The 21,365-nt window shown below is 42.4% G+C and carries 17 protein-coding genes; 16 read left to right on the top strand and 1 reads right to left on the bottom strand.

The window, feature by feature from the left end; genetic code table 11:
* The first annotated feature begins 14 nt into the window (after positions 1-14).
* The 15 genes from rsmH to SKA34_RS23940 all read left to right on the top strand — a co-directional run bounded on the left by rsmH (position 15) and on the right by SKA34_RS23940 (position 17,354).
* Positions 15-962, top strand: a complete 948-nt coding sequence (gene rsmH / locus SKA34_RS20200) for a 16S rRNA (cytosine(1402)-N(4))-methyltransferase RsmH (protein ID WP_006647335.1) — start codon at positions 15-17, stop codon at positions 960-962.
* The gene (gene ftsL / locus SKA34_RS20195; RefSeq protein WP_005371215.1) at positions 959-1,279 is read left to right on the top strand and encodes a cell division protein FtsL; all 321 of its coding nucleotides are present in this window, start codon (positions 959-961) and stop codon (positions 1,277-1,279) included. Before rsmH ends, ftsL begins: the two co-directional genes overlap by 4 nt.
* A 2-nt stretch (positions 1,280-1,281) precedes the next feature.
* Positions 1,282-3,039, top strand: coding sequence for a peptidoglycan glycosyltransferase FtsI (locus SKA34_RS20190; RefSeq protein ID WP_006647334.1), 1,758 nt, complete (start codon positions 1,282-1,284; stop codon positions 3,037-3,039).
* A 3-nt stretch (positions 3,040-3,042) separates the two neighbouring features.
* Positions 3,043-4,560, top strand: coding sequence for a UDP-N-acetylmuramoyl-L-alanyl-D-glutamate--2,6-diaminopimelate ligase (murE, locus tag SKA34_RS20185; RefSeq protein WP_006647333.1), 1,518 nt, complete (start codon positions 3,043-3,045; stop codon positions 4,558-4,560).
* Positions 4,557-5,939 carry a UDP-N-acetylmuramoyl-tripeptide--D-alanyl-D-alanine ligase gene (gene murF, locus SKA34_RS20180; RefSeq protein WP_006647332.1) on the top strand — a complete coding sequence of 461 codons (1,383 nt, stop codon included), beginning with the start codon at positions 4,557-4,559 and terminating at the stop codon, positions 5,937-5,939. The genes murE and murF overlap by 4 nt, the downstream gene beginning before the upstream one ends.
* Complete coding sequence (mraY, locus tag SKA34_RS20175; protein ID WP_006647331.1) at positions 5,939-7,021, top strand: phospho-N-acetylmuramoyl-pentapeptide-transferase; 1,083 nt, start codon at positions 5,939-5,941, stop codon at positions 7,019-7,021. Before murF ends, mraY begins: the two co-directional genes overlap by 1 nt.
* A 2-nt stretch (positions 7,022-7,023) precedes the next feature.
* Entirely contained in the window at positions 7,024-8,364 is a 1,341-nt protein-coding gene (murD, locus tag SKA34_RS20170; RefSeq protein ID WP_006647330.1) for a UDP-N-acetylmuramoyl-L-alanine--D-glutamate ligase, read from the top strand.
* On the top strand, positions 8,364-9,674 hold the full coding sequence (gene ftsW / locus SKA34_RS20165; protein ID WP_006647329.1) for a cell division protein FtsW: 1,311 nt from the start codon (positions 8,364-8,366) through the stop codon (positions 9,672-9,674). The genes murD and ftsW overlap by 1 nt, the downstream gene beginning before the upstream one ends.
* Complete coding sequence (gene murG, locus SKA34_RS20160; protein WP_006647328.1) at positions 9,661-10,725, top strand: undecaprenyldiphospho-muramoylpentapeptide beta-N-acetylglucosaminyltransferase; 1,065 nt, start codon at positions 9,661-9,663, stop codon at positions 10,723-10,725. The genes ftsW and murG overlap by 14 nt, the downstream gene beginning before the upstream one ends.
* A gap of 15 nt (positions 10,726-10,740) precedes the next feature.
* A complete protein-coding gene (gene murC / locus SKA34_RS20155; RefSeq protein ID WP_006647327.1) occupies positions 10,741-12,204 on the top strand; it encodes a UDP-N-acetylmuramate--L-alanine ligase in 1,464 nt (487 codons plus the stop codon).
* A 273-nt stretch (positions 12,205-12,477) separates the two neighbouring features.
* On the top strand, positions 12,478-13,263 hold the full coding sequence (locus tag SKA34_RS20150; protein WP_006647326.1) for a cell division protein FtsQ/DivIB: 786 nt from the start codon (positions 12,478-12,480) through the stop codon (positions 13,261-13,263).
* A 12-nt stretch (positions 13,264-13,275) separates the two neighbouring features.
* Entirely contained in the window at positions 13,276-14,532 is a 1,257-nt protein-coding gene (gene ftsA, locus SKA34_RS20145; protein WP_006647325.1) for a cell division protein FtsA, read from the top strand.
* Between the two features lie 32 nt (positions 14,533-14,564).
* Entirely contained in the window at positions 14,565-15,707 is a 1,143-nt protein-coding gene (gene ftsZ, locus SKA34_RS20140; protein ID WP_006647324.1) for a cell division protein FtsZ, read from the top strand.
* A 286-nt stretch (positions 15,708-15,993) separates the two neighbouring features.
* Positions 15,994-16,911, top strand: a complete 918-nt coding sequence (gene lpxC / locus SKA34_RS20135) for a UDP-3-O-acyl-N-acetylglucosamine deacetylase (RefSeq protein WP_005371241.1) — start codon at positions 15,994-15,996, stop codon at positions 16,909-16,911.
* Positions 16,912-17,090: 179 nt separating this feature from the next.
* Entirely contained in the window at positions 17,091-17,354 is a 264-nt protein-coding gene (locus tag SKA34_RS23940) for a cytochrome b/b6 domain-containing protein (protein ID WP_083784434.1), read from the top strand.
* Between the two features lie 296 nt (positions 17,355-17,650).
* Here the strand turns inward: SKA34_RS23940 and SKA34_RS20125 are convergent, their stop codons facing one another.
* The gene (locus tag SKA34_RS20125; protein ID WP_039861023.1) at positions 17,651-18,118 is read right to left on the bottom strand and encodes a DUF721 domain-containing protein; all 468 of its coding nucleotides are present in this window, start codon (positions 18,116-18,118) and stop codon (positions 17,651-17,653) included.
* A gap of 429 nt (positions 18,119-18,547) precedes the next feature.
* On the opposite strand from SKA34_RS20125, the gene secA reads away from it, so the two are divergent.
* Positions 18,548-21,277: a preprotein translocase subunit SecA gene (gene secA, locus SKA34_RS20120; RefSeq protein ID WP_006647322.1), complete on the top strand. Its 2,730-nt coding sequence runs from the start codon at positions 18,548-18,550 to the stop codon at positions 21,275-21,277.
* The last annotated feature ends 88 nt before the right edge of the window (positions 21,278-21,365 follow it).

Raw genomic sequence — 21,365 nt, 5'->3', positions numbered from 1 at the left:
CTGAACTTATATTTATGTCTGAACAATTTGAGCACGTTTCCGTTTTACTGAATGAATCTGTAGACGGATTAGCAATTAAACCCGACGGTATTTATATCGATGGTACCTTTGGCCGAGGGGGACACAGTCGCCTTATTCTTTCTCATTTAGGTGAGAATGGTCGTCTATACAGTATTGACCGAGATCCTCAAGCGATTGCTGAAGCTCAGAAGATTGATGATCCTCGCTTCGAAATTATCCATGGCCCATTCTCTGGCATGGAAAAATACATGGAAGAGCGTGATTTAATTGGTCGTGTTGATGGTGTGTTACTGGATTTAGGTGTGTCATCACCGCAATTGGATGATGCAGAACGCGGCTTTAGCTTTATGCGAGATGGTCCGCTTGATATGCGTATGGATCCGACATCGGGTCAGTCAGCCGCTGAATGGTTGGCTGAAGCTGAAGCGGATGATATTGCATGGGTACTAAAAGAGTTTGGTGAAGAACGTTTTGCCAAACGTATTGCTCGCGGTATTGTTGAGCACCGTGAAAACCCAGAAAAAGAGCCACTAACACGTACTCGTGAATTAGCGAGCTTAATTGCGGCAGTATCGCCGTTTAAAGATAAGCACAAACACCCTGCAACACGTAGTTTTCAAGCAATTCGTATTTACATTAATAGTGAGCTAGATGAAATTGAAACGGCGCTAAACGGTGCGGTGAATATTTTAGCTCCTGAAGGTCGTTTATCAGTGATCAGTTTCCATTCACTGGAAGATCGTATGGTAAAACGCTTTATTCGCAAACAGAGCAAAGGACCTGAAGTTCCAGCAGGTTTACCGCTTACTGAAGAGCAAATTAAAGCTTTAGGTAGCGCCGCACTTAAAACGGTAGGCAAAGCGATTAAACCTTCTCAAGATGAATTAGGGTACAATACGCGAGCGCGTAGCTCTGTATTACGGTTGGCTCAGCGTCTATGAAGCAACCTACAGAATCATCATTGAATCTGGCTCGCCTGATTGGACGAGATCTCGTCACAGTCGGGCTTGTTCCTCTCATTCTTTCTTTTGTTATTCTCGCATCAGCACTGTCAGTGGTGTACATCACTCATGACACACGCCAGCAAATTGTGAAACAAGAACAATTATTAACTGAACGTGAAGGCTATGATGTGGAATGGCGAAATCAGATCCTCGAAGAAAATTCGCTTGCAGAGCACAGTCGTATTGAACGATTAGCTGAGACTGAACTCAAAATGCAACGACCATCCGCTGATAGTGAAATTGTTATCCAATAAACATGAAATTATTCAATCGTTCGACGCCGAAAAATAGCGTAACCAAGAAAGCGAGACCATTTATTAAATGGCGCTTTACTGTTGTTTGTATTTTTATCCTGTTAGGTTTTTTCGGCTTAATTGCTCGTGCCGCTTACATTCAGGTACTTGAACCTGGTCGTCTTATTCAAGAAGGTGATGCGCGTTCTTTACGTACTAAGTTGATGCCTTCTGCACGCGGTATTATCTCTGATCGTAACGGTGAACAGTTGGCTGTTAGTGTGCCTGTTCAAGCTGTATTTGCTAACCCAGCAGAAATTTTCAAGCATGGTGGGTTAAGTGATGTACAGCGATGGCATGCATTAGCTGATGTGCTAAATCTCGATCGCACTTGGCTATTACATGAATTAGAAACAAAGAAAAGTCGCCGCTTTATTTATCTTGCCCGTCAAGTTAGTCCCGCGATGGCAAATTACGTCCATAAATTAAAGCTTCCAGGTATTGGCTTAAAAGATGAATCTCGTCGTTTTTATCCTTCAGGCGAAGTTAGTGCGCACTTATTAGGCTTTACCGGTATTGATGGCCATGGTCTTGACGGTGTAGAGAAAACCTATGATGGTTGGTTAACGGGTGAGCCGGGTCGACGTACCGTACGTAAAGACCGTTATGGTCGCGTGGTTGAAAATATCTCACAACAAAAGCGTCAACCGGGTAAATCATTACAGCTCAGTATTGACCAGAGAATTCAGGCCGTCGCGTATCGAGCTGCAAAAGAAGGGGTGATGGATATCCCTGCTACGTCAGTTAGTATCGCCATATCAGATGTGCGTACTGGTGAAATTCTGGCGATGGTCAATGCGCCGTCGTTTAACCCAAATAATCGCAATGATCGTCAACCATACAAGATGCGTAACCGCGTCATTACCGATACATTTGAACCGGGCTCAACGGTTAAGCCGTTTGTAGTATATACCGCGATAAAACACGGTATTGCGAATGAACATACCTTAATTGCGATTCCTCAAAGTAAGCATTTCCGTGTTGGCAGTAAGGTTATAACCGATGTTTCACGGGTTGAACCGTTAGCGACGGTACAGCGCATTTTACAAAAATCGAGTAACATCGGTGTGACCAAGTTGTCACTTGCTATGCCTGTTGACTATATCCTTGATACGTATCGTAAAGTCGGTTTTGATGAGCCATCAGGTATTAACTTGATCGGTGAGACAACAGGCCACTTCCCTAACCGTTACCGTTGGTCTGACATTGAACGTGCAACGTTAGCATACGGCTATGGTTTATCGTTAACGCCGATCCAGTTGCTTCATGCTTACACTACGCTGGGGGCGTATGGCATTAAGCGTCCACTATCAATACTAAAGACTGAAAGAGTCGTACCGGGTGAGCAAGTGCTCGATCCAGCGATCGTTAAGAAAGTCTTGTTAATGATTGAATCAGTGACTGATAAAAAAGGTGGTGGCGGTGGCTCGCGTGCTGCTGTTCCTGGTTATCGTGTTGGTGTGAAGACGGGTACCGCGAAAAAAGCGATTGCTGGTGGTTATGGTGATGATTATTTCTCCTATACCGTCGGTGTTGCACCGATCAGTAACCCACGTTTAGCGATCGTTGTTATGGTTAATGAACCGAAAGGTAAAGTTTTCTATGGTGGTGCTGTTGCTGCGCCAATTCTATCTAAAGTATTAGGCAGCGCTTTACAGATTTTAAACATACCACCAGATGCATATACGTTGCATAAAGTTGATGTGGATAAGGGAGTCTAAATAATGGCATCGTCAAAGAGTGTGATGAAATTAGGGGCGCTGTTATCACCATGGCTGGCAATTGATAAGTTGCCTCTTGAACTTACAGAGATCCAGATTGACGCGATAACATTAGATAGTAGAGAAGTGATCTCTGGAAGTTTATTTACAGCGGTGAATGGACATACTGTTGACGGTCGTCGATATATTGAAACAGCGATAAAGGCTGGTGCAAGCGCTATTATTGCAGAGGCCGATGGGATCGCTAATGAAGGGGATATAGCACTTAAAGATGGTGTGTATATTATTTACCTTCAGGATCTTAATCATAAGCTTTCCGCAATTGCTGGACGTTTCTTTGATCACCCAGATCAAAAGCTGGCACTGTATGCCGTCACGGGAACGAATGGTAAAACCACAATTAGTCAATTATTAGCACAATGGGCAAACCTTGCTGGCTACAAAGCTGGCGTGATGGGGACGACCGGAAATGGTTTGTTGACTGATTTAAAACCTGCTGCAAATACCACAGGTAGTGCGATTGAAATTCAACAAACTTTATCTCAACTGGTAGAGCAAGGTGCAGATTTTACTGCGATGGAGGTTTCATCACATGGGTTGGTTCAAGGTCGCATTCGTGATATTCATTTCAAAGCGAGTATTTTTACCAATTTAAGTCGTGATCATTTAGATTATCATGGCTGTATGCAAAATTATGCCAATGCTAAAAAGTCATTGTTCACTGAACATCAAAGTAGAATGGCGATCATCAATGCAGACGATGCTGTAGGGGCGTCATGGCTTAAAGATATACCGAATGCGGTGGCTGTAGCGATTGATCCACAAGCGGTTGCCAATCATGCAGGGTTAAAGCTGTGGGCGACAGATGTCAGGTTTAGCACACAAGGTGTCACCATTGAATTTGACTCGAGTTGGGGACTAGGTAAGTTTACCGCGCCTTTGGTTGGATCATTTAATGCTACCAACTTGTTGTTAGCGTTAGCAACATTACTCGCGACTAACCATTCAATGGCTGATTTACTTGAAAAAGCCCCTCAATTACAAGCAGTAATTGGGCGTATGGAAGTTTTTCAAGACACTGACAAAGCTATGATGGTGGTCGATTATGCTCATACGCCAGATGCGTTAGAGAAAGCATTGCAAGCACTGCGTGTGCATTGTGATGGTAAGTTATGGTGTATTTTTGGCTGTGGTGGTGATCGTGATAACGGTAAGCGGCCTATGATGGCTGAAATTGCAGAGCGTTTATCTGATTGCATTATTCTTACGGACGATAACCCTAGAAGTGAAGATCCAAACGGGATTGTTGACGATATGCTTACAGGCCTTATTTCTCCAGAATCAGCGACCATTATTCATGATCGCGAAACGGCTTGTCGTCATGCACTCACTCATGCCTCTCGCCAAGATATTATCTTAGTGGCTGGTAAAGGACATGAGGATTATCAAATTCTCGCTGATCGCACTATTCACTATTCTGACCGCGAAACGGTAGCTGCACTATTAAAGGAATTGGCATGATTGACGTTCAACTAAGTCAGCTTGCATCGGTATTAAATGCCGAGTTAATTGGCGCTGATATTTCAATTGCTGCGGTATCGACAGATACACGTAATATCCCATCAGAAACGTTATTTATCGCGTTAAAAGGTGAGCGTTTTGATGCTCATGACTTTTGTCAAACCGCGAAAGACAACGGTGCTAAAGCGCTGTTGGTAAGTAAGCCCTTACCTGTTGAATTACCACAGCTAGTAGTTAGTGATACACGCATTGCTTTAGGGATGATGGGGGCATGGCTTAAAGCACAGATGACCGAAAAATACGGTTTAAAGACATTAGCATTAACCGGGAGTTGCGGTAAAACAACCGTAAAAGAAATGTCTGCCGCGATTTTGGCTAATAAAGGTCAAGTATTAGCAACCGCCGGTAATTTTAATAATGACATTGGTGCGCCACTGACGTTGTTGCGTTTAACGCCTGAATATCAATATGCAGTTATTGAGCTTGGTGCTAATCATCAAAATGAAATTTTTTATACCACGAATTTAGTTAAGCCTAATGTCGCATTGATTAATAATATTGCGGCTGCGCATTTAGAAGGTTTCGGCTCGCTACAAGGTGTAGCAAAAGCAAAAGGTGAAATCTTTGAAGGGTTGGTACAAAACGGTACTGCCATTATTAATTTCGAATCGAATGATTTAGCGTTATGGCAGCCACTATTAGCAGAGCATCAAGTATTAACATTCTCGACAGACTCGCATCAAGCGGATTATTTTGCCGAGAAGATAAAGATTACCACTCAAGGGTTAGCCTGTTTTACAATGTGCACCCCAATTGGCAAGATCGACATTAATTTAGCACTTGCGGGCATGCATAATGTATCAAATGCATTAGCTGCTGCTGCGTTAACCGTCTCGTTAGGTGCGACATTAGCTGATGTTAAAGCTGGGCTAGAAACCATGGCAAATGTAAAAGGTCGCCTTGATATTACAGAGCCTTATGCACGGTTACGTCTGATTGATGATACCTATAACGCCAGTGTTGCTGCGGTAAAAGCAGCGATTGATGTGTTAGCAAGCTTTGAAGGTAAGCGCTACTTCATTTTTGGCGATATGGCTGAATTGGGTGAAGAAAGTGATAATTTACACCGAGAAGTGGGCGAATATGCTCAAGAAAAACAGCTTGATTGTGTGATGACGTTTGGTCACTCAAGCGCTGTTGTTAGTGAACTCAATCAAGGACAACACTTCAGTGATAAAGGTGCGTTAATCATGTCACTGAAACAACAATTACAACAATATTCTCGTCAACCTGATGCTGAGACTGTCACTGTGCTAGTAAAAGGCGCAAGAAGTTCAAAGATGGAAGACGTAATTGCAGCCTTGCAGGAAGATAAATAATGATTTATTGGTTAGCTGAACAATTTCAGTCAACACTCCCTTTTTTCCGATTGTTCGAATACCTAACATTCCGAGCGATCATGAGTATTCTGACAGCGTTGCTGTTTTCGTTATGGATGGGGCCTCGTATGATTGCCCGTTTGCAAATGTTGCAAATTGGTCAAGTCGTACGTAACGAAGGTCCTGAGTCTCACTTTAGCAAGCGTGGTACTCCAACGATGGGTGGTATCATGATCCTTGCTGCAATCACATTTACGGTATTATTGTGGTGTGATTTATCCAATCCTTATGTATGGGCCGTTTTAGTGGTCATGTTGGGTTATGGTGCAGTCGGCTTTGTTGATGACTACCGCAAAGTTGTCCGTAAAAACACGGACGGTTTGATTGCGCGCTGGAAGTACTTCTGGCAATCAGCGATTGCACTTGTTGTCGCTTTTGCACTATACGCATACGGTAAAGATACTGCTGCGACTCAGCTTGTGGTTCCTTTCTTTAAAGATGTCATGCCACAACTAGGTTTGTTTTACATTGTAATGACTTACTTTGTGATTGTCGGTACCAGTAACGCAGTTAACTTAACTGATGGTCTCGACGGCTTGGCGATTATGCCGACCGTAATGGTATCGGCAGGTCTTGCTTTTATTGCGTGGGCAACAGGTAACTTTAACTACGCTGAATACCTTCATATTCCTTACATTAAAGATGCTGGCGAACTCGTGATTCTGTGTACCGCAATAGTGGGGGCTGGTCTTGGCTTCTTATGGTTTAACACTTATCCAGCCCAAGTCTTTATGGGCGATGTAGGCTCATTAGCACTGGGTGGTGCGTTAGGTACTATTGCTGTGCTTGTTCGCCAAGAGCTATTGCTTGTGATCATGGGTGGTGTGTTTGTAATGGAAACCGTATCGGTAATTCTACAAGTAGGATCATACAAACTACGTGGTCAACGTATCTTCCGTATGGCGCCTATCCATCACCATTACGAATTAAAAGGCTGGCCAGAGCCACGTGTTATTGTGCGTTTTTGGATTATTACATTGATGTTGGTATTGATTGCGTTAGCAACGCTTAAGGTTCGTTAAAAATGAAAGGCTTGGCTGGTGTGAATAAGATCGTTGTTATCGGTCTTGGTATGACAGGGCTATCTGTTGTAAATCATTTAATGCGTCTACCACAATCACTGACCATTAAAGTGATTGATACGCGTGACAATCCGCCCGGCCAAGATCAATTACCAGATTCTGTTGAGCTATATAGCGGGCAATGGAATACCGAATGGTTGCTATCTGCTGATTTGATTGTTGCAAGTCCAGGTATTGCACTAGCAACACCTGAGCTTGTTGTTGCAGCAGAAGCCGGTATTGAAATTGTTGGTGATATAGAGCTGTTTGCTCGTGAAGTCGATAAACCTGTTGTGGCAATTACTGGCTCAAATGGTAAAAGTACAGTGACGAGCTTAGTCGGTGAAATGGCAAAAGAAGCGGGAGTTAATGTTGGCGTTGGCGGTAATATTGGCTTTGCAGCCCTTGATATGCTGGCGCAACAACACGCACTTTATGTGTTAGAGCTTTCGAGCTTCCAGTTAGAAACGACGACTTCTCTTGAGTTAACTGCCGCTGTTTACTTAAACCTTTCCGAAGATCATATGGATCGCTACCCTGGCGGTTTAGCACAATATAGCCAAGCAAAAATGCGTATTTTCGATCACGCAAAGCTGGCTGTTTTCAATCGTGATGATTTAGCAACAAAACCGACTCAGTTTAGTGGGGCAATGACAAGCTTTGGTTTTGATGACCAAGACTATGGTATTGTTTTAGTTGATGGCAAAGAGTGGCTAGCTGTGAACGGTGAAGCTGTAATGGCTGTAACTGATATTGCTTTAGTTGGTCGCCACAATGTTGCTAACTGTTTGGCCGCACTTGCACTTGCTGATGCTGCAGGGATCCCACGTGATGCAGCATATCGTGCAATGCAACGTTATACCGGTCTTGCGCATCGTTGCCAGCTTGCGGTTAACCGTCATGGTGTTCGATGGGTTAATGATTCAAAAGCGACGAACCTTGCAAGTACATTAGCAGCATTGAATGGTTTACAACTTGAAGGTAAATTGCACTTATTGATGGGTGGCGATAGCAAAGGTGCCGAGTTCAGTGAACTAAAACCTATTTTAGCTGACTTAAATGTTCAGTTGTATAGTTTTGGTCGTGATCGACACTTATTTAACGACGTTGTTGATAACGCCATCAGTGTTGAAACCATGAAGGATGCTATGGTCTGTATTAGCCGCACGGTTCAATCTGGAGATATGGTTTTATTATCGCCTGCTTGTGCAAGTTGGGATCAATTTGCCAACTTTATGGCACGTGGCGATGCTTTTGTTGAACAAGCGATTCAGTTACAAGATTCGGTTTCAGGAAATATTTGATGTTTAGTATGATCCGTAATGGATTTGCCGCTGTGGGGGGCTGGTTTATTAAACCAAGTAAGCCCTGTTTATATGACCGCCAATTGGTTTGGATCGCAATTGCATTGATGATCACAGGTCTTGTTATGGTGACATCGGCTTCTGTTCCTGTCGCAACTCGTCTTACAGGCATGCCTTTTTATTTTGCTTATCGTCACGCATTCTTTCTTTTTGGCGCGATTTGTATTGCTGCCATTGTATTGCAAATACCAATAGCAAAATGGAAGCAATATAGCTTTCCTATGTTGCTGATATCTATAGTTTTACTCGCCGTCGTGTTAATTATTGGTCGTTCAGTTAATGGTGCTGCGCGTTGGATCCCATTAGGTATATTTAATCTTCAGCCAGCCGAATTTGCCAAGCTCTCTTTATTTATATTTCTTGCAGGTTACCTCGTTAGACAATATAACCAAGTGCGCGGTAGCTTCATTGGCTTCTTAAAACCGCTTGCCGTATTGGGAATTCTTTGTGTGCTATTACTGATGCAGCCCGATTTAGGTTCATCAGTAGTAATGTTCGTTACCACTATCGGTATGCTATTTATAGCAGGTGCAAAACTTTGGCAATTTTTAATGATGCTGGTTACGGCTCTTGTGGGTATTGCCTTTTTGATCGTTTTAGAACCCTATCGTATGCGCCGCGTGACGTCATTTCTTAACCCATGGCAAGATCCCTACGGTAGTGGCTATCAGCTAACTCAGTCATTAATGGCATTTGGTCGTGGTGAATGGTTTGGACAAGGCTTAGGTAACTCAATTCAAAAATTAGCTTATCTACCAGAAGCACATACAGACTTTGTATTTGCGGTATTAGCTGAAGAGTTAGGCTTAGCTGGCGTTATTATTGTACTGTGTTTACTGTTTGCACTGGTTTACAAAGCCTTAATGATTGGTCGTAAATGTCTTGAAAGTGGCTTATTGTTTGGTGGGTTTCTGGCATTTGGCTTCGGCTTTTGGTTTGCATTCCAAACCCTTGTTAACGTTGGTGCTGCTGCAGGTATTGTTCCAACCAAAGGTCTAACATTACCACTTATCAGTTATGGCGGTTCCAGTTTATTTATTATGGCAGCAGCGGTTGCCATTCTTGTTCGTATTGATTTTGAGCAGCGTGTTGCTGAGAAATTTGAGTCAGCAGAGCCGGCTGAAATTGATAATGAAGCGCTCGATAATATGGATGGAGCGGTGCAGCAAGTAGCTACCGATCCTGAGGCTTTACTTAGTGAGCCTACTCAATTAAATAATGATAAAAAAGACGCTCATGACAAAGAATAAACGTTTATTAGTAATGGCGGGTGGCACTGGTGGCCATGTTTTCCCTGGTCTTGCTGTTGCACAAAAATTGCAACAACAGGGATGGGAGATCCGCTGGTTAGGTACCGCAGATCGTATGGAAGCGGATTTAGTGCCTAAGCATGGTATTGAAATCGACTTCATTAAAGTGAAAGGTTTACGTGGTCAAGGTGTACTGCGTTTACTGACGGCACCATTTAAGATTGTGGGTGCTATTTTACAAGCCCGTAAATATATAAAAGCATGGCAGCCCGATGTTGTACTTGGCATGGGAGGTTACGTTAGTGGTCCTGGCGGTGTTGCGGCTTGGTTATCAGGTGTTCCTGTTGTATTGCATGAGCAAAATGCCGTGGCAGGTTTAACTAACCAGTGGCTGTCTAAAATTGCAGCTAAAGTACTACAAGCTTTTCCTGGTGCATTTTCTAATAAAGAAGTTGTGGGTAATCCTGTACGCCATGATATGACAGTTTTACCCGCTCCTGCAGAACGATTTGCTGAACGTACAGGGCCTATACGTATTTTGGTTATGGGGGGCAGTCAAGGTGCACGTATTTTGAACCAAACCATGCCTGAAGCGGCAAAGGTGTTAGGCGATAGCGTTACCATTTGGCACCAAGCAGGTAAAGGTAGTCAGCAATCAACGGAACAGGCTTATAACGAACAAACCACAACACCTCACAAAGTCACCGAGTTTATTGATGATGTTGCTGCAGCTTATAGTTGGGCTGATTTAGTGGTTTGCCGTTCAGGGGCACTAACTGTTTCTGAATTGTCTGCTGCAGGTGTTGGTGCCATCTTTATTCCATTTATGCACAAAGATCGTCAACAAGCACTCAATGCTGATCACCTAGTTCAATGTGGCGCCGCAAAAATGATTGAGCAAATGGATTTGACGGTGTTAGGTTTAGCGCAAGAGATCCAACAATTAGATCGTCATACGCTTGAAAAAATGGCGTGTGCAGCAAGTGAGGCTGCTATTATTGATGCCGATAAACGAGTAGCTAACGTGATTAAATCACTAGTAAAAAATTAATACGGGAACAAAGTGATGAGTAAACTGGATAACCAGCAATTAGCAAAAATTCGTACAATGGTGCCAGAGATGCGCCGTGTTGAGCGAATTCACTTTGTCGGCATTGGCGGCGCAGGTATGAGCGGTATTGCTGAAGTACTTGTAAATGAAGGCTACCGTATTAGTGGTTCTGATATTGCGCCTAATGCTGTAACAAATCGTTTGACAGCGAAAGGTGCAGAGATCTTTTTTGGTCACTCTGCTGAAAATATTCAAGGTGCTAGTGTTGTTGTTGCTTCTACGGCAATTAGCAAAGAAAACCCTGAGCTTGTAGCCGCTACAGAGTCACGTATTCCTATTGTACGTCGTGCTGAAATGTTAGCTGAATTAATGCGATACCGCCATGGTATTGCAATTGCTGGTACGCACGGTAAGACAACGACGACAGCGTTAACGACACAGATTTATTCTGAAGCAGGCTTAGATCCAACGTTCGTTAATGGTGGATTAGTAAAAAGTGCAGGTACTAACGCACGTTTAGGTTGCAGCCGTTATTTAATCGCAGAAGCGGATGAAAGTGATGCCTCTTTCTTGCACCTTCAACCGATGGTGTGTGTGGTCACTAACATTGAAGCTGATCATATGGATACTTATGGCGGCGATTTTGAAGTATTAAAGCAAACCTTCATTGATTTTCTACATAACCTACCATTTTACGGATTGGCAGTAATGTGTATTGATGATCCTGTGGTACGTGAATTACTGCCACGTGTTGGTCGTCCAATGATCACTTATGGTTTTGCGGAAGACGCTGATGTTCGCATCACTAATTATACGCAAACAGGACATCAAGGTCATTTCACAGTATTACGTAAAGATAAACCAGCTCTGAACATTACCCTAAATACCCCAGGTAAGCATAACGCTTTAAATGCAACTGCAGCGATTGCTGTTGCGACAGAAGAAGGCGTTGATGATGAAGCGATAATGCGTGCTTTAATTGAATTTGAAGGTACGGGTCGACGTTTTGACCATCTGGGTGAATTTGAAACAGGCAATGGTAATGTGATGCTGGTGGATGATTATGGTCACCACCCAAGTGAAGTTGATGTAACGATTCAAGCTGCGCGTGCTGGTTGGGCTGATAAGCGCTTAGTGATGATTTTCCAGCCTCACCGTTATAGCCGTACTCGCGATCTTTATGATGACTTTGCCAATGTCCTCGAGCAAGTTGATGTGTTAGTGATGCTTGATGTGTACTCTGCTGGTGAAGCTCCTATTGCAGGTGCTGATGGTCGAGCGTTATGCCGAACTATCCGCTCTCGTGGCAAAATTGATCCTATTTTCGTACCTGAAGCAGAAGAGTTGCCCGCTATTCTTGCAAATATTATTCATAATGATGATTTAGTTTTGACACAAGGTGCAGGTGATGTCGGCAAAATAGCGCGTCAGCTAGCAGAAATGAAGTTGAATATCGAGACGATGAAAAAAGACGTATAAATTAGTACATGGCAATATGTATGCGTCGAAAATGATAATAGCTGGCTATGGATTGTGTATACAATAGCCAGTTGTTTTGTTTTTTTCGATATTTTGGTAGATATATACAAAATTATTCTCAGGTTGTGTACATAAAACACCTCATGAGTGTTGGAGTGGGTCGAGTTGGTCGGTATAATCGTTTAACTTTGCTTATTTACATCTGAGATAGCTGACAGCTAATTTGTACCCATGTGGTAAGGTTAAGCTGAATGAGAAAGCGAAGAGTAAACAATGACTGAAGAAGTCGTAGACCAAGAGTATATACATCCATCACCCAAAAAGTGGTCTCACTGGGGGGGATTGGCGTTTTTCCTCTTTGTCATTGGTTTTACGGTTTGGTTATTCTGTGGAACAAAAAGCTGGATGACAGATACTAACCGTTTGCCCTTGTCACAATTAGTGATTCAAGGACATTTGCATTATCTAACCAAAGACAATGTACGCCAGACTATATTAACAATTGATCATCTTGGTACCTTTATGACCCAAGATGTTAATACTATTCAGGCTCATGTAGAGGCACTGCCGTGGGTTGCTCATACTGCAGTACGAAAGCAATGGCCTGATACGATCAAAGTTTTCATTGTAGAAAACCAACCAGTAGCGCAATGGGATCATAAATATTTGGTTAATAAAGATGGCCAAGTATTTAAAGCGCCTGCTGAGCAAGTTGCAGATTTAAACCTGACTAATCTCTCTGGCCCTGAGGCCAGCAGTGAAGAGGTATTAGCTGCATTGCGAGAAATGCGTCCCTTACTAAAGAATTCTGGCTTAAGTATTGCTTCGTTATCATTAAATGAACGTCGAGCTTGGCGAATCTTATTAGCCAATGGCATTACTCTTGACTTGGGCCGGGAGGCTCGAATGGAGCGTTTTAAGCGTTTTATCGAAATTTATCCAGAATTAGTAAAACTGAATAAACCGATAGAATATGTGGATTTGCGTTATGATACTGGCGCAGCTGTGGGTTGGAAAACAATACCGGAACATGATGCCCATGTATCGGATACCAAATAAGAGCGTGTGTTAATGACTAAGGCTGCAGATCAAAAACTTATCGTTGGTCTTGATATAGGCACATCCGAAGTTACGGCTTTGGTTGGGGAAGTGCTGCCCGATAACACAGTGAATGTTATCGGTATGGGAAGCAGTCCGTCACGCGGAATGGATAAAGGCGGGGTCAATGACCTTGAATCAGTAGTTAAATCAGTGCAACGAGCCGTTGATAAAGCTGAATTAATGGCTGAATGCCAAATCAGTTCCGTGTACTTGTCGTTATCAGGAAAACATATTAGTTGCCAAACAGAAAAAGGCATGGTGCCAATTTCTGAAAAAGAAGTGACACAAGACGACGTCGATAATGTTATTCATACGGCGAAGTCAGTAAAGTTAAGCGATGAACAACGAACTTTACATGTAATTCCTCAGGAATTTGCTATTGATTATCAAGAGGGGATTAAAAACCCTGTTGGTTTATCAGGAGTTCGTATGGAAGCCAGTGTTCATTTGATCACGTGTCACAATGACATGGCGAAAAACATCGTTAAAGCAGTAGAGCGTTGTGACTTGAAAGTTGATCATCTGATTTTCTCAGGATTAGCATCAAGCTATGCTGTACTGACACCGGATGAGCGAGAGCTCGGCGTATGCGTTGTCGATATTGGCGGCGGTACGATGGATCTTGCTATTTGGTCTGGTGGTGCATTACGCCATGCGGAAGTCATTCCGTATGCAGGTAATGTGGTAACCAGTGATATTGCTTATGCATTTGGTACACCGCCGGGTGACGCTGAAGATATTAAAGTGAAATACGGCTGTGCACTGAGTGAATTGGTGAGTAAAGATGCCAAGGTTGATGTTCCAAGTGTTGGAGGTCGACCATCTCGTAGCTTACAAAGCCAAACACTAGCAGAAGTGATAGAGCCTCGTTACAGCGAATTGCTGGGGCTGGTTAATCAAAAGCTGTTAACAGTACAAGAACAGTTGCGTGAAGCGGGTGTAAAACACCACTTAGCCGCGGGCATCGTCCTAACCGGGGGCGCTGCACAAATGGAAGGTTTGACTGAATGTGCAGAACGGGTGTTCCGTCACCAAGTGCGTATAGGTCAACCTTTAGAGTTAAGTGGTTTAACTGACTATGTTCAGGCCCCAACTTATGCAACTGCAGTAGGATTACTGCATTACGGAAAGGACAGTCAATCATTTGATGAAAATGAGCTAGAACCTAAACGTTCAGTTACTGGTTTATTTTCACGAATTAGTGGTTGGTTAAAAAAAGAATTTTAAACCTGATGCGAACAGGATAACGGAGAGAACACATGTTTGAACCGATGATGGAAATGTCTGATGAAGCGGTAATTAAGGTCATTGGCGTTGGCGGCGGCGGCGGTAATGCTGTCGATCACATGGTACGTGAATCTATCGAAGGGGTGCAGTTCATTAGTGTTAACACTGATGCACAAGCACTACGTAAAACAAGCGTAAGTACAGTTATTCAAATCGGTGGTGATATCACTAAAGGTTTGGGTGCGGGTGCTAACCCACAAGTCGGTCGTGATTCTGCGCTAGAAGATCGTGAAGCAATCAAAAAAGAGCTAGAAGGCTCTGATATGATCTTCATTGCTGCTGGTATGGGTGGTGGTACTGGTACTGGTGCTGCTCCAATCATTGCTGAAGTTGCAAAAGAGCTAGGTATTCTTACTGTTGCGGTGGTGACTAAACCATTTAGCTTCGAAGGTAAGAAGCGTATGGCTTTTGCTGAGCAAGGTATCGATGAGCTTTCTAAGCATGTTGATTCATTGATTACGATTCCAAACGAAAAGCTACTAAAAGTACTTGGTCGTGGTATCACATTGCTTGACGCTTTTGCTAAAGCAAACGACGTTCTTAAGAACGCTGTTCAAGGTATTGCTGAGCTAATCACACGCCCTGGCATGATTAACGTCGACTTTGCTGACGTACGTACAGTAATGTCTGAGATGGGTCATGCGATGATGGGGAGCGGTGTTGCTTCTGGCGACGACCGTGCTGAAGAAGCGGCTGAAATGGCAATTTCTAGTCCACTACTAGAAGATATTGATCTAGCTGGTGCGCGTGGTGTTCTTGTTAACATCACTGCGGGTATGGACATGCGTTTAGACGAATTCGAAACTGTGGGTAACACAGTTAAAGCATTCGCTTCTGATAACGCAACTGTTGTTATCGGTACATCTTTAGACCCAGATATGACTGATGAACTACGTGTAACAGTTGTTGCTACAGGTATTGGTAAAGAAGTGAAAGCGGATATTACGCTAGTGACTTCATCTAAGCCTGTTCAAGCGACAGTAGCACAAGAAAAAACAGTTGTTGCGGAAGAAAAGACAGTAACTAATAATGATGGTCAAGCGACTGCGGCTAAGCCACAAGCTGATCATGATTACTTAGATATTCCTGCATTTTTGCGTAAACAATCTGATTAATATCTATAGTTAATAGGATGATGCTGACTGGGTATATAACGAGTCATGATATTAAATGTGACTATATTGAAATATTATGGTTTTTATAGCTAGATAATCAGTAAGTTAATAGTGTCTTTGACGATTAGTTTAAAGGCACTTATTTAGCCTATTTCAAATTATTTTGGATATTTAGTAGCTTATGGTATGATTTATGTCCATTTCGCGTAGTTGTACTTGAAAATGGGTTTTATTTAGCTTAGTTGCTTTATGACTAAAGTTTGTTTAACAGTTGAGATATGAGCAGATGATCAGACAACGTACACTTAAAAGCATTGTGCAAACGACTGGTGTGGGTCTCCACTCTGGACGTAAAGTGACGCTTATTCTGCGTCCTGCAGCCGCTAATACAGGCGTGATTTATCGTCGTACAGATTTAAATCCTCCTGTGGATTTTCCTGCGAATGCAGATTCTGTGCGCGATACCATGTTATGTACAGCTCTTGTAAATGAAGAGGGCGTGCGTATTTCAACGGTTGAGCACTTGAATGCAGCACTAGCAGGTATGGGTATCGATAACGTGATTATCGAAGTTAACGCACCGGAAATTCCTATTATGGATGGTAGCGCGAGCCCATTTATCTACCTGCTTCAATCTGCAGGTATTGAGACGTTGAATGCGCCTAAGCGTTTTTTACGTATCAAAAAACCTGTTCGCATTGAAGATGGCGACAAATGGGCGGAACTCGTTCCTTATAACGGTTTCCGTCTGGATTTTGCTATCGAGTTTAACCACCCTGCGATTGAATCAGATCAGCAGCGTCTAGTGTTAGATTTTTCAAGTAAGTCTTTTGTTAAAAATATCAGCCGCGCTCGAACCTTTGGTTTCATGCGTGATATCGAATACTTACAATCACAAAACTTATGTTTAGGTGGTAGTTTCGATAATGCGATTGTACTGGATGATTATCGTATTCTTAATGATGACGGTTTGCGTTTTGACAATGAGTTAGTGACCCACAAAGTATTGGATGCCATTGGTGATCTATATATGTGTGGTCATAACATTATTGGTGAGATGCGTGCTTATAAATCAGGACATGCGTTAAACAACCAATTATTACGTGCAGTACTTGCTGATCAAGAAGCCTATGAATGGTCCACTTTTGAAGATGAGCAGCAGGTTCCGGTTACTTTTGCTCAACCTGGAATGGTACTAGCTTAATACCAAGCGCAAAAAGAATTAAAAAACGCCGAGCATCTTGTTCGGCGTTTTTGTATCTGTTGTTTCTATTAAAACAAATAATTCGCAATAGTACTGTCATAAAAGCTTATAACCTTTGTCTTTGTAAGGAAATAATTGACCTTTATATTTGAAATTATCTTTTTTGATGATGAATAATTATGCGTCCTTATAACTCAATCCAAATAACATTACATTGGCTAACACTTATACTGATCCTCTCTACATATACATCTATGGCAATGATTAAATTTATTCATATTTCGCCTGCAATGTTTGGTTTCCTTTATAAATTACATATGACTACTGGAATTTCAGTTGGGGTCATCTTTGCGGCTAGATTGTATTTGCGTATCAGTCGACTGGTTAAATACCGCGATCAACCGACAGAGAAAAAAGAGTTATTAACGATAAAAAGACCATAGATATATATGTATTTGTGTTTCTTTTTGGCTCCTTTATTCGCAATATTAATGCAAGCTGAATTAATAATTCCAACGGAAGTGTTAGGTATAAAACTATCATCTATCACAACGCTAATGAGTAACTATAGTTATTCATTGCATCTCGGACACTTTGCTATCGCGATATTGGGACTAGGCTTTATTGTTCGTCATGCAATAAAGGCTTGCTACAAACATATTATAGGTAGGGAAGGGAATATAAAGAAAATGTGGTTTGCTTCCTAATACTTAATATTAAATAGCGGAATAAGACTTTGCTATTTAATATTATTTGCCCGTTTATGAGCTAATTGTGCGATACGTTCTAAACGTTTTTTGACCTTATCTGGAGCAGTTGCTGCAGTGGCTAATAGGTGCTGGGCAGCAACTTCGGTTATTGGTTTTTGTATAATATCCGGTATTTTGTCTTGTTGCTGCTTCTGTACAGCTGCAAGAGAAGGGTTCACTTTTATTTCAATATCTTGCAGTTTAGGCAATAGCTTTTCTCGTAACTTCATCATCAAAGTGTGGCGTTCGTAATTAAGGCGCATCGACCAAGCTGCAGACTCTGTTTCTATAATTAAAATTCCCTGGCGATAATTACTCACACGGCAATGTTCAGCACAATTAACATGCTGCTTTATCGCGGTATTTAACTGGCTTAATGCGATAGCTCGCTGTTGAATATTATTAAGCCCTGTTTCTTCTAAAAGATCCCCGGTAGTTTGGGGACGGCGATCTCTCATAGTCTGTGATCCTAAGTAATGATGTTGCTCAAAGTTGAAAAATTGCGGATATGATCCTAATTTTGCGAATATAAAAAGTGCTGAGCCTGCTTTTCCCATAGGCGATGACACTAATATGACTTATTATATCACTCATATAGGTTAATATATCTTGAAAGATGTACCTGCAAGTGTTGTTACTGCCACCGTCGTATTTAAGCGTTAAATTGCTATCTCGTTTTATTTGGTGATGGTTATTAATGAATACCCCTTGAAAAGTGGTTTTCATGACACAATATTAGTATGACACAGTTTCAGGATTATCCTCTTAGTCACCATTGTGGCGATTCTAGTGGGACAGGGATTGCTTACGGTCCCCCAGAGAATGAAACCAGATTAAGCGATTCAGCAATAGATACGCTGATATAACAAAGAGAAAACGGCATCGCCATGTTATCAAAACTACTGACTAAAGTTATCGGTAGCCGTAACGACCGCACTCTGCGTCGTATGCGCAAAATTGTTGATCAAATCAATAAGCTAGAACCTCAATTTGAAAGCCTACAAGATCATGAGCTGCAAGCAAAAACAGCTGAATTTCGTGAGCGTTTAGATCAAGGCGAAACGCTAGATCAACTACTACCAGAAGCCTTCGCGACCGTTCGTGAAGCATCCAAGCGTATTTACGGTATGCGCCACTTCGACGTCCAGCTGCTTGGCGGCATGGTCTTGAATGATTGTAAAATTGCAGAAATGCGTACCGGTGAAGGTAAAACTCTGACTGCAACCCTTCCTTCATACTTAAATGCTTTAACAGGTAAAGGCGTTCATATTGTAACCGTGAACGATTACCTAGCAGCACGTGATGCCGAAACTAACCGTGAGTTATTTGAATTTCTCGGTATGACTGTAGGTGTAAACGTACCTAATATGTCACCACCTGCTAAAAAAGAAGCATATGCAGCAGATGTTCTTTATGGAACGAATAACGAATTTGGCTTTGATTACTTGCGCGATAATATGGCATTCCGCCCAGAAGATCGTGTTCAACGCGAACGTTTCTTTGCGGTTGTCGATGAAGTTGACTCCATCTTAATTGATGAAGCACGTACTCCGCTGATCATTTCAGGCCCTGCTGAAGATAGCTCTGAAATGTACATTAAGATCAATGAATTAATTCCTCTACTTGTTCGTCAAGATAAAGAAGATAGCGAAGAGTACCGTGGTGAAGGTCACTACACAGTAGATGAAAAATCGAAACAGGCTTATCTAACTGAAAATGGTCAGGAGTTTGTTGAAGAGCTGTTGATTAAAAATGGCTTAATGGAAGAGCACGATACTTTGTACTCTCCAGCGAACATTAGCTTATTACATCACGTAAATGCAGGCCTACGTGGTCACGTATTGTTTGAAAAAGACGTCGATTATATCGTTCAAGATGACGAAGTGATCATCGTTGATGAACATACGGGTCGTACCATGCCTGGTCGTCGTTGGTCTGAAGGTCTTCACCAAGCTGTTGAAGCTAAAGAAGGCGTGAAGATCCAAAATGAGAACCAAACGCTAGCATCGATTACCTTCCAGAACTACTTCCGTTTATACGATAAGCTTTCTGGTATGACAGGTACGGCTGATACTGAAGCGTTTGAATTCCAGTCTATCTACAATCTAGATACAGTTGTGCTGCCAACTAACCGTCCGATGGCACGTATCGATAACGGTGACTTGGTTTATATGACAGAAACTGAGAAGTTTGCTGCGATTAGCCTAGACATTAAAGAGCGTGTACAAAACGGTCAGCCTTGTTTGGTGGGTACTGTATCGATTGAAAAATCTGAGTTGTTGTCAAATGCACTTAAGAATGAAGGCATTAAACACAACGTACTAAACGCAAAATTCCACGAAAAAGAAGCGGATATTATCGCCGGAGCTGGTGCGCCAGGTGCGGTAACTATTGCAACTAACATGGCCGGTCGTGGTACCGATATCATGCTTGGTGGTTCGTGGAAGACTGATGTTGAAAAACTCGATAACCCAACTGAAGATCAAATCGCGAAGATCAAAGCCAAATGGCAAGAAAAGCATGATGCAGTATTAGCGTCAGGTGGTTTGCACATTATTGGTACTGAGCGTCACGAATCTCGTCGTATCGATAACCAGCTGCGTGGTCGTGCGGGTCGTCAGGGTGATGCTGGTTCTTCTCGTTTCTACCTATCAATGGAAGATGGCTTAATGCGTATCTTCGCTTCAGATCGTGTATCAGGCATGATGAAGAAGCTAGGTATGGAGCAAGGCGAAGCGATTGAACACCCTTGGGTATCGAAGGCTATCGAGAATGCACAACGTAAAGTTGAAGGACGTAACTTCGATATTCGTAAGCAGTTGCTTGAGTTTGATGATGTTGCTAACGATCAGCGTAAAGTTGTTTACGAATTACGTGATGAATTAATGCATGCTGAAGATATCAGCGAAATGATTGAGCACAACCGCGAAGACGTGCTAAATGCATTAATGGATAGCTATATTCCACAACAATCTCTTGAAGAAATGTGGGATATTAAAGGCTTAGAAACTCGCCTGAAAGATGATTACGATCTTGAGCTACCGATTCAACACTGGCTTGATACCGAAGATAAACTTTACGAAGAAGCACTTCGTGAGCGCATTGTAGAAAAAGCGCTTGAAGTTTATCGTGAGAAAGAATCTGTTGTTGGTGCTGAAGTCCTACGTAACTTCGAGAAAACAGTAATGCTGCAAAATCTTGATACGCTATGGAAAGAACACCTAGCGGCGATTGATCACTTGCGTCAAGGTATTCAGTTACGTGGTTATGCACAGAAGAACCCTAAGCAGGAATACAAGCGTGAATCGTTTGAACTGTTTGAAGAAATGCTGGATAACTTGAAGAGTGATGTTGTTGCTATCTTAAGTAAGGTACGTGTACAGCAGCAGGAAGAAGTTGATCGCATGGAAGAAGAGCGTCGTCAAATGGCAGAAATGCTAGCTCGTCGTCAACAGTTCCAGCATCAAAGTGCAGAAAGCCAAATCACTGATGAATCATCAGAAGAGCCTGAAGCTCAAGGTACTTACGAGCGTGAAGAGCGTAAAGTAGGTCGTAATGAGCCTTGTCCTTGCGGTTCAGGTAAGAAATACAAGCAATGTCACGGTCAGATCAACTAAGATTGTTGTTATTGTAGATATTAAAAAAGTCGCTCTAGAGCGACTTTTTTATTGGCTGAAAATCAAGGTTAAAAATGTAGATTGTCGG

This window comes from Photobacterium sp. SKA34 (assembly GCF_000153325.1).
Lineage (GTDB): Bacteria > Pseudomonadota > Gammaproteobacteria > Enterobacterales > Vibrionaceae > Photobacterium.
Note: the sequence above shows the minus strand (reverse complement) of the source record. Positions and strands in the feature narration are given on the sequence as shown.

Excerpts from the sequence above, each read along its gene's own strand:
- rsmH (WP_006647335.1), top strand. The coding sequence starts at position 15 with ATGTCTGAACAATTTGAGCACGTTTCCGTTTTACTGAATGAATCTGTA.
- murE (WP_006647333.1), top strand. The coding sequence starts at position 3,043 with ATGGCATCGTCAAAGAGTGTGATGAAATTAGGGGCGCTGTTATCACCA.
- mraY (WP_006647331.1), top strand. The coding sequence starts at position 5,939 with ATGATTTATTGGTTAGCTGAACAATTTCAGTCAACACTCCCTTTTTTC.
- lpxC (WP_005371241.1), top strand. The coding sequence starts at position 15,994 with ATGATCAGACAACGTACACTTAAAAGCATTGTGCAAACGACTGGTGTG.
- ftsZ (WP_006647324.1), top strand. The coding sequence starts at position 14,565 with ATGTTTGAACCGATGATGGAAATGTCTGATGAAGCGGTAATTAAGGTC.
- ftsA (WP_006647325.1), top strand. The coding sequence starts at position 13,276 with ATGACTAAGGCTGCAGATCAAAAACTTATCGTTGGTCTTGATATAGGC.
- murF (WP_006647332.1), top strand. The coding sequence starts at position 4,557 with ATGATTGACGTTCAACTAAGTCAGCTTGCATCGGTATTAAATGCCGAG.
- SKA34_RS20150 (WP_006647326.1), top strand. The coding sequence starts at position 12,478 with ATGACTGAAGAAGTCGTAGACCAAGAGTATATACATCCATCACCCAAA.
- SKA34_RS20190 (WP_006647334.1), top strand. The coding sequence starts at position 1,282 with ATGAAATTATTCAATCGTTCGACGCCGAAAAATAGCGTAACCAAGAAA.
- SKA34_RS20125 (WP_039861023.1), bottom strand. The coding sequence starts at position 18,118 with ATGAGAGATCGCCGTCCCCAAACTACCGGGGATCTTTTAGAAGAAACA.
- murD (WP_006647330.1), top strand. The coding sequence starts at position 7,024 with ATGAAAGGCTTGGCTGGTGTGAATAAGATCGTTGTTATCGGTCTTGGT.
- ftsL (WP_005371215.1), top strand. The coding sequence starts at position 959 with ATGAAGCAACCTACAGAATCATCATTGAATCTGGCTCGCCTGATTGGA.
- murC (WP_006647327.1), top strand. The coding sequence starts at position 10,741 with ATGAGTAAACTGGATAACCAGCAATTAGCAAAAATTCGTACAATGGTG.
- SKA34_RS23940 (WP_083784434.1), top strand. The coding sequence starts at position 17,091 with ATGCGTCCTTATAACTCAATCCAAATAACATTACATTGGCTAACACTT.
- ftsW (WP_006647329.1), top strand. The coding sequence starts at position 8,364 with ATGTTTAGTATGATCCGTAATGGATTTGCCGCTGTGGGGGGCTGGTTT.
- secA (WP_006647322.1), top strand. The coding sequence starts at position 18,548 with ATGTTATCAAAACTACTGACTAAAGTTATCGGTAGCCGTAACGACCGC.
- murG (WP_006647328.1), top strand. The coding sequence starts at position 9,661 with ATGACAAAGAATAAACGTTTATTAGTAATGGCGGGTGGCACTGGTGGC.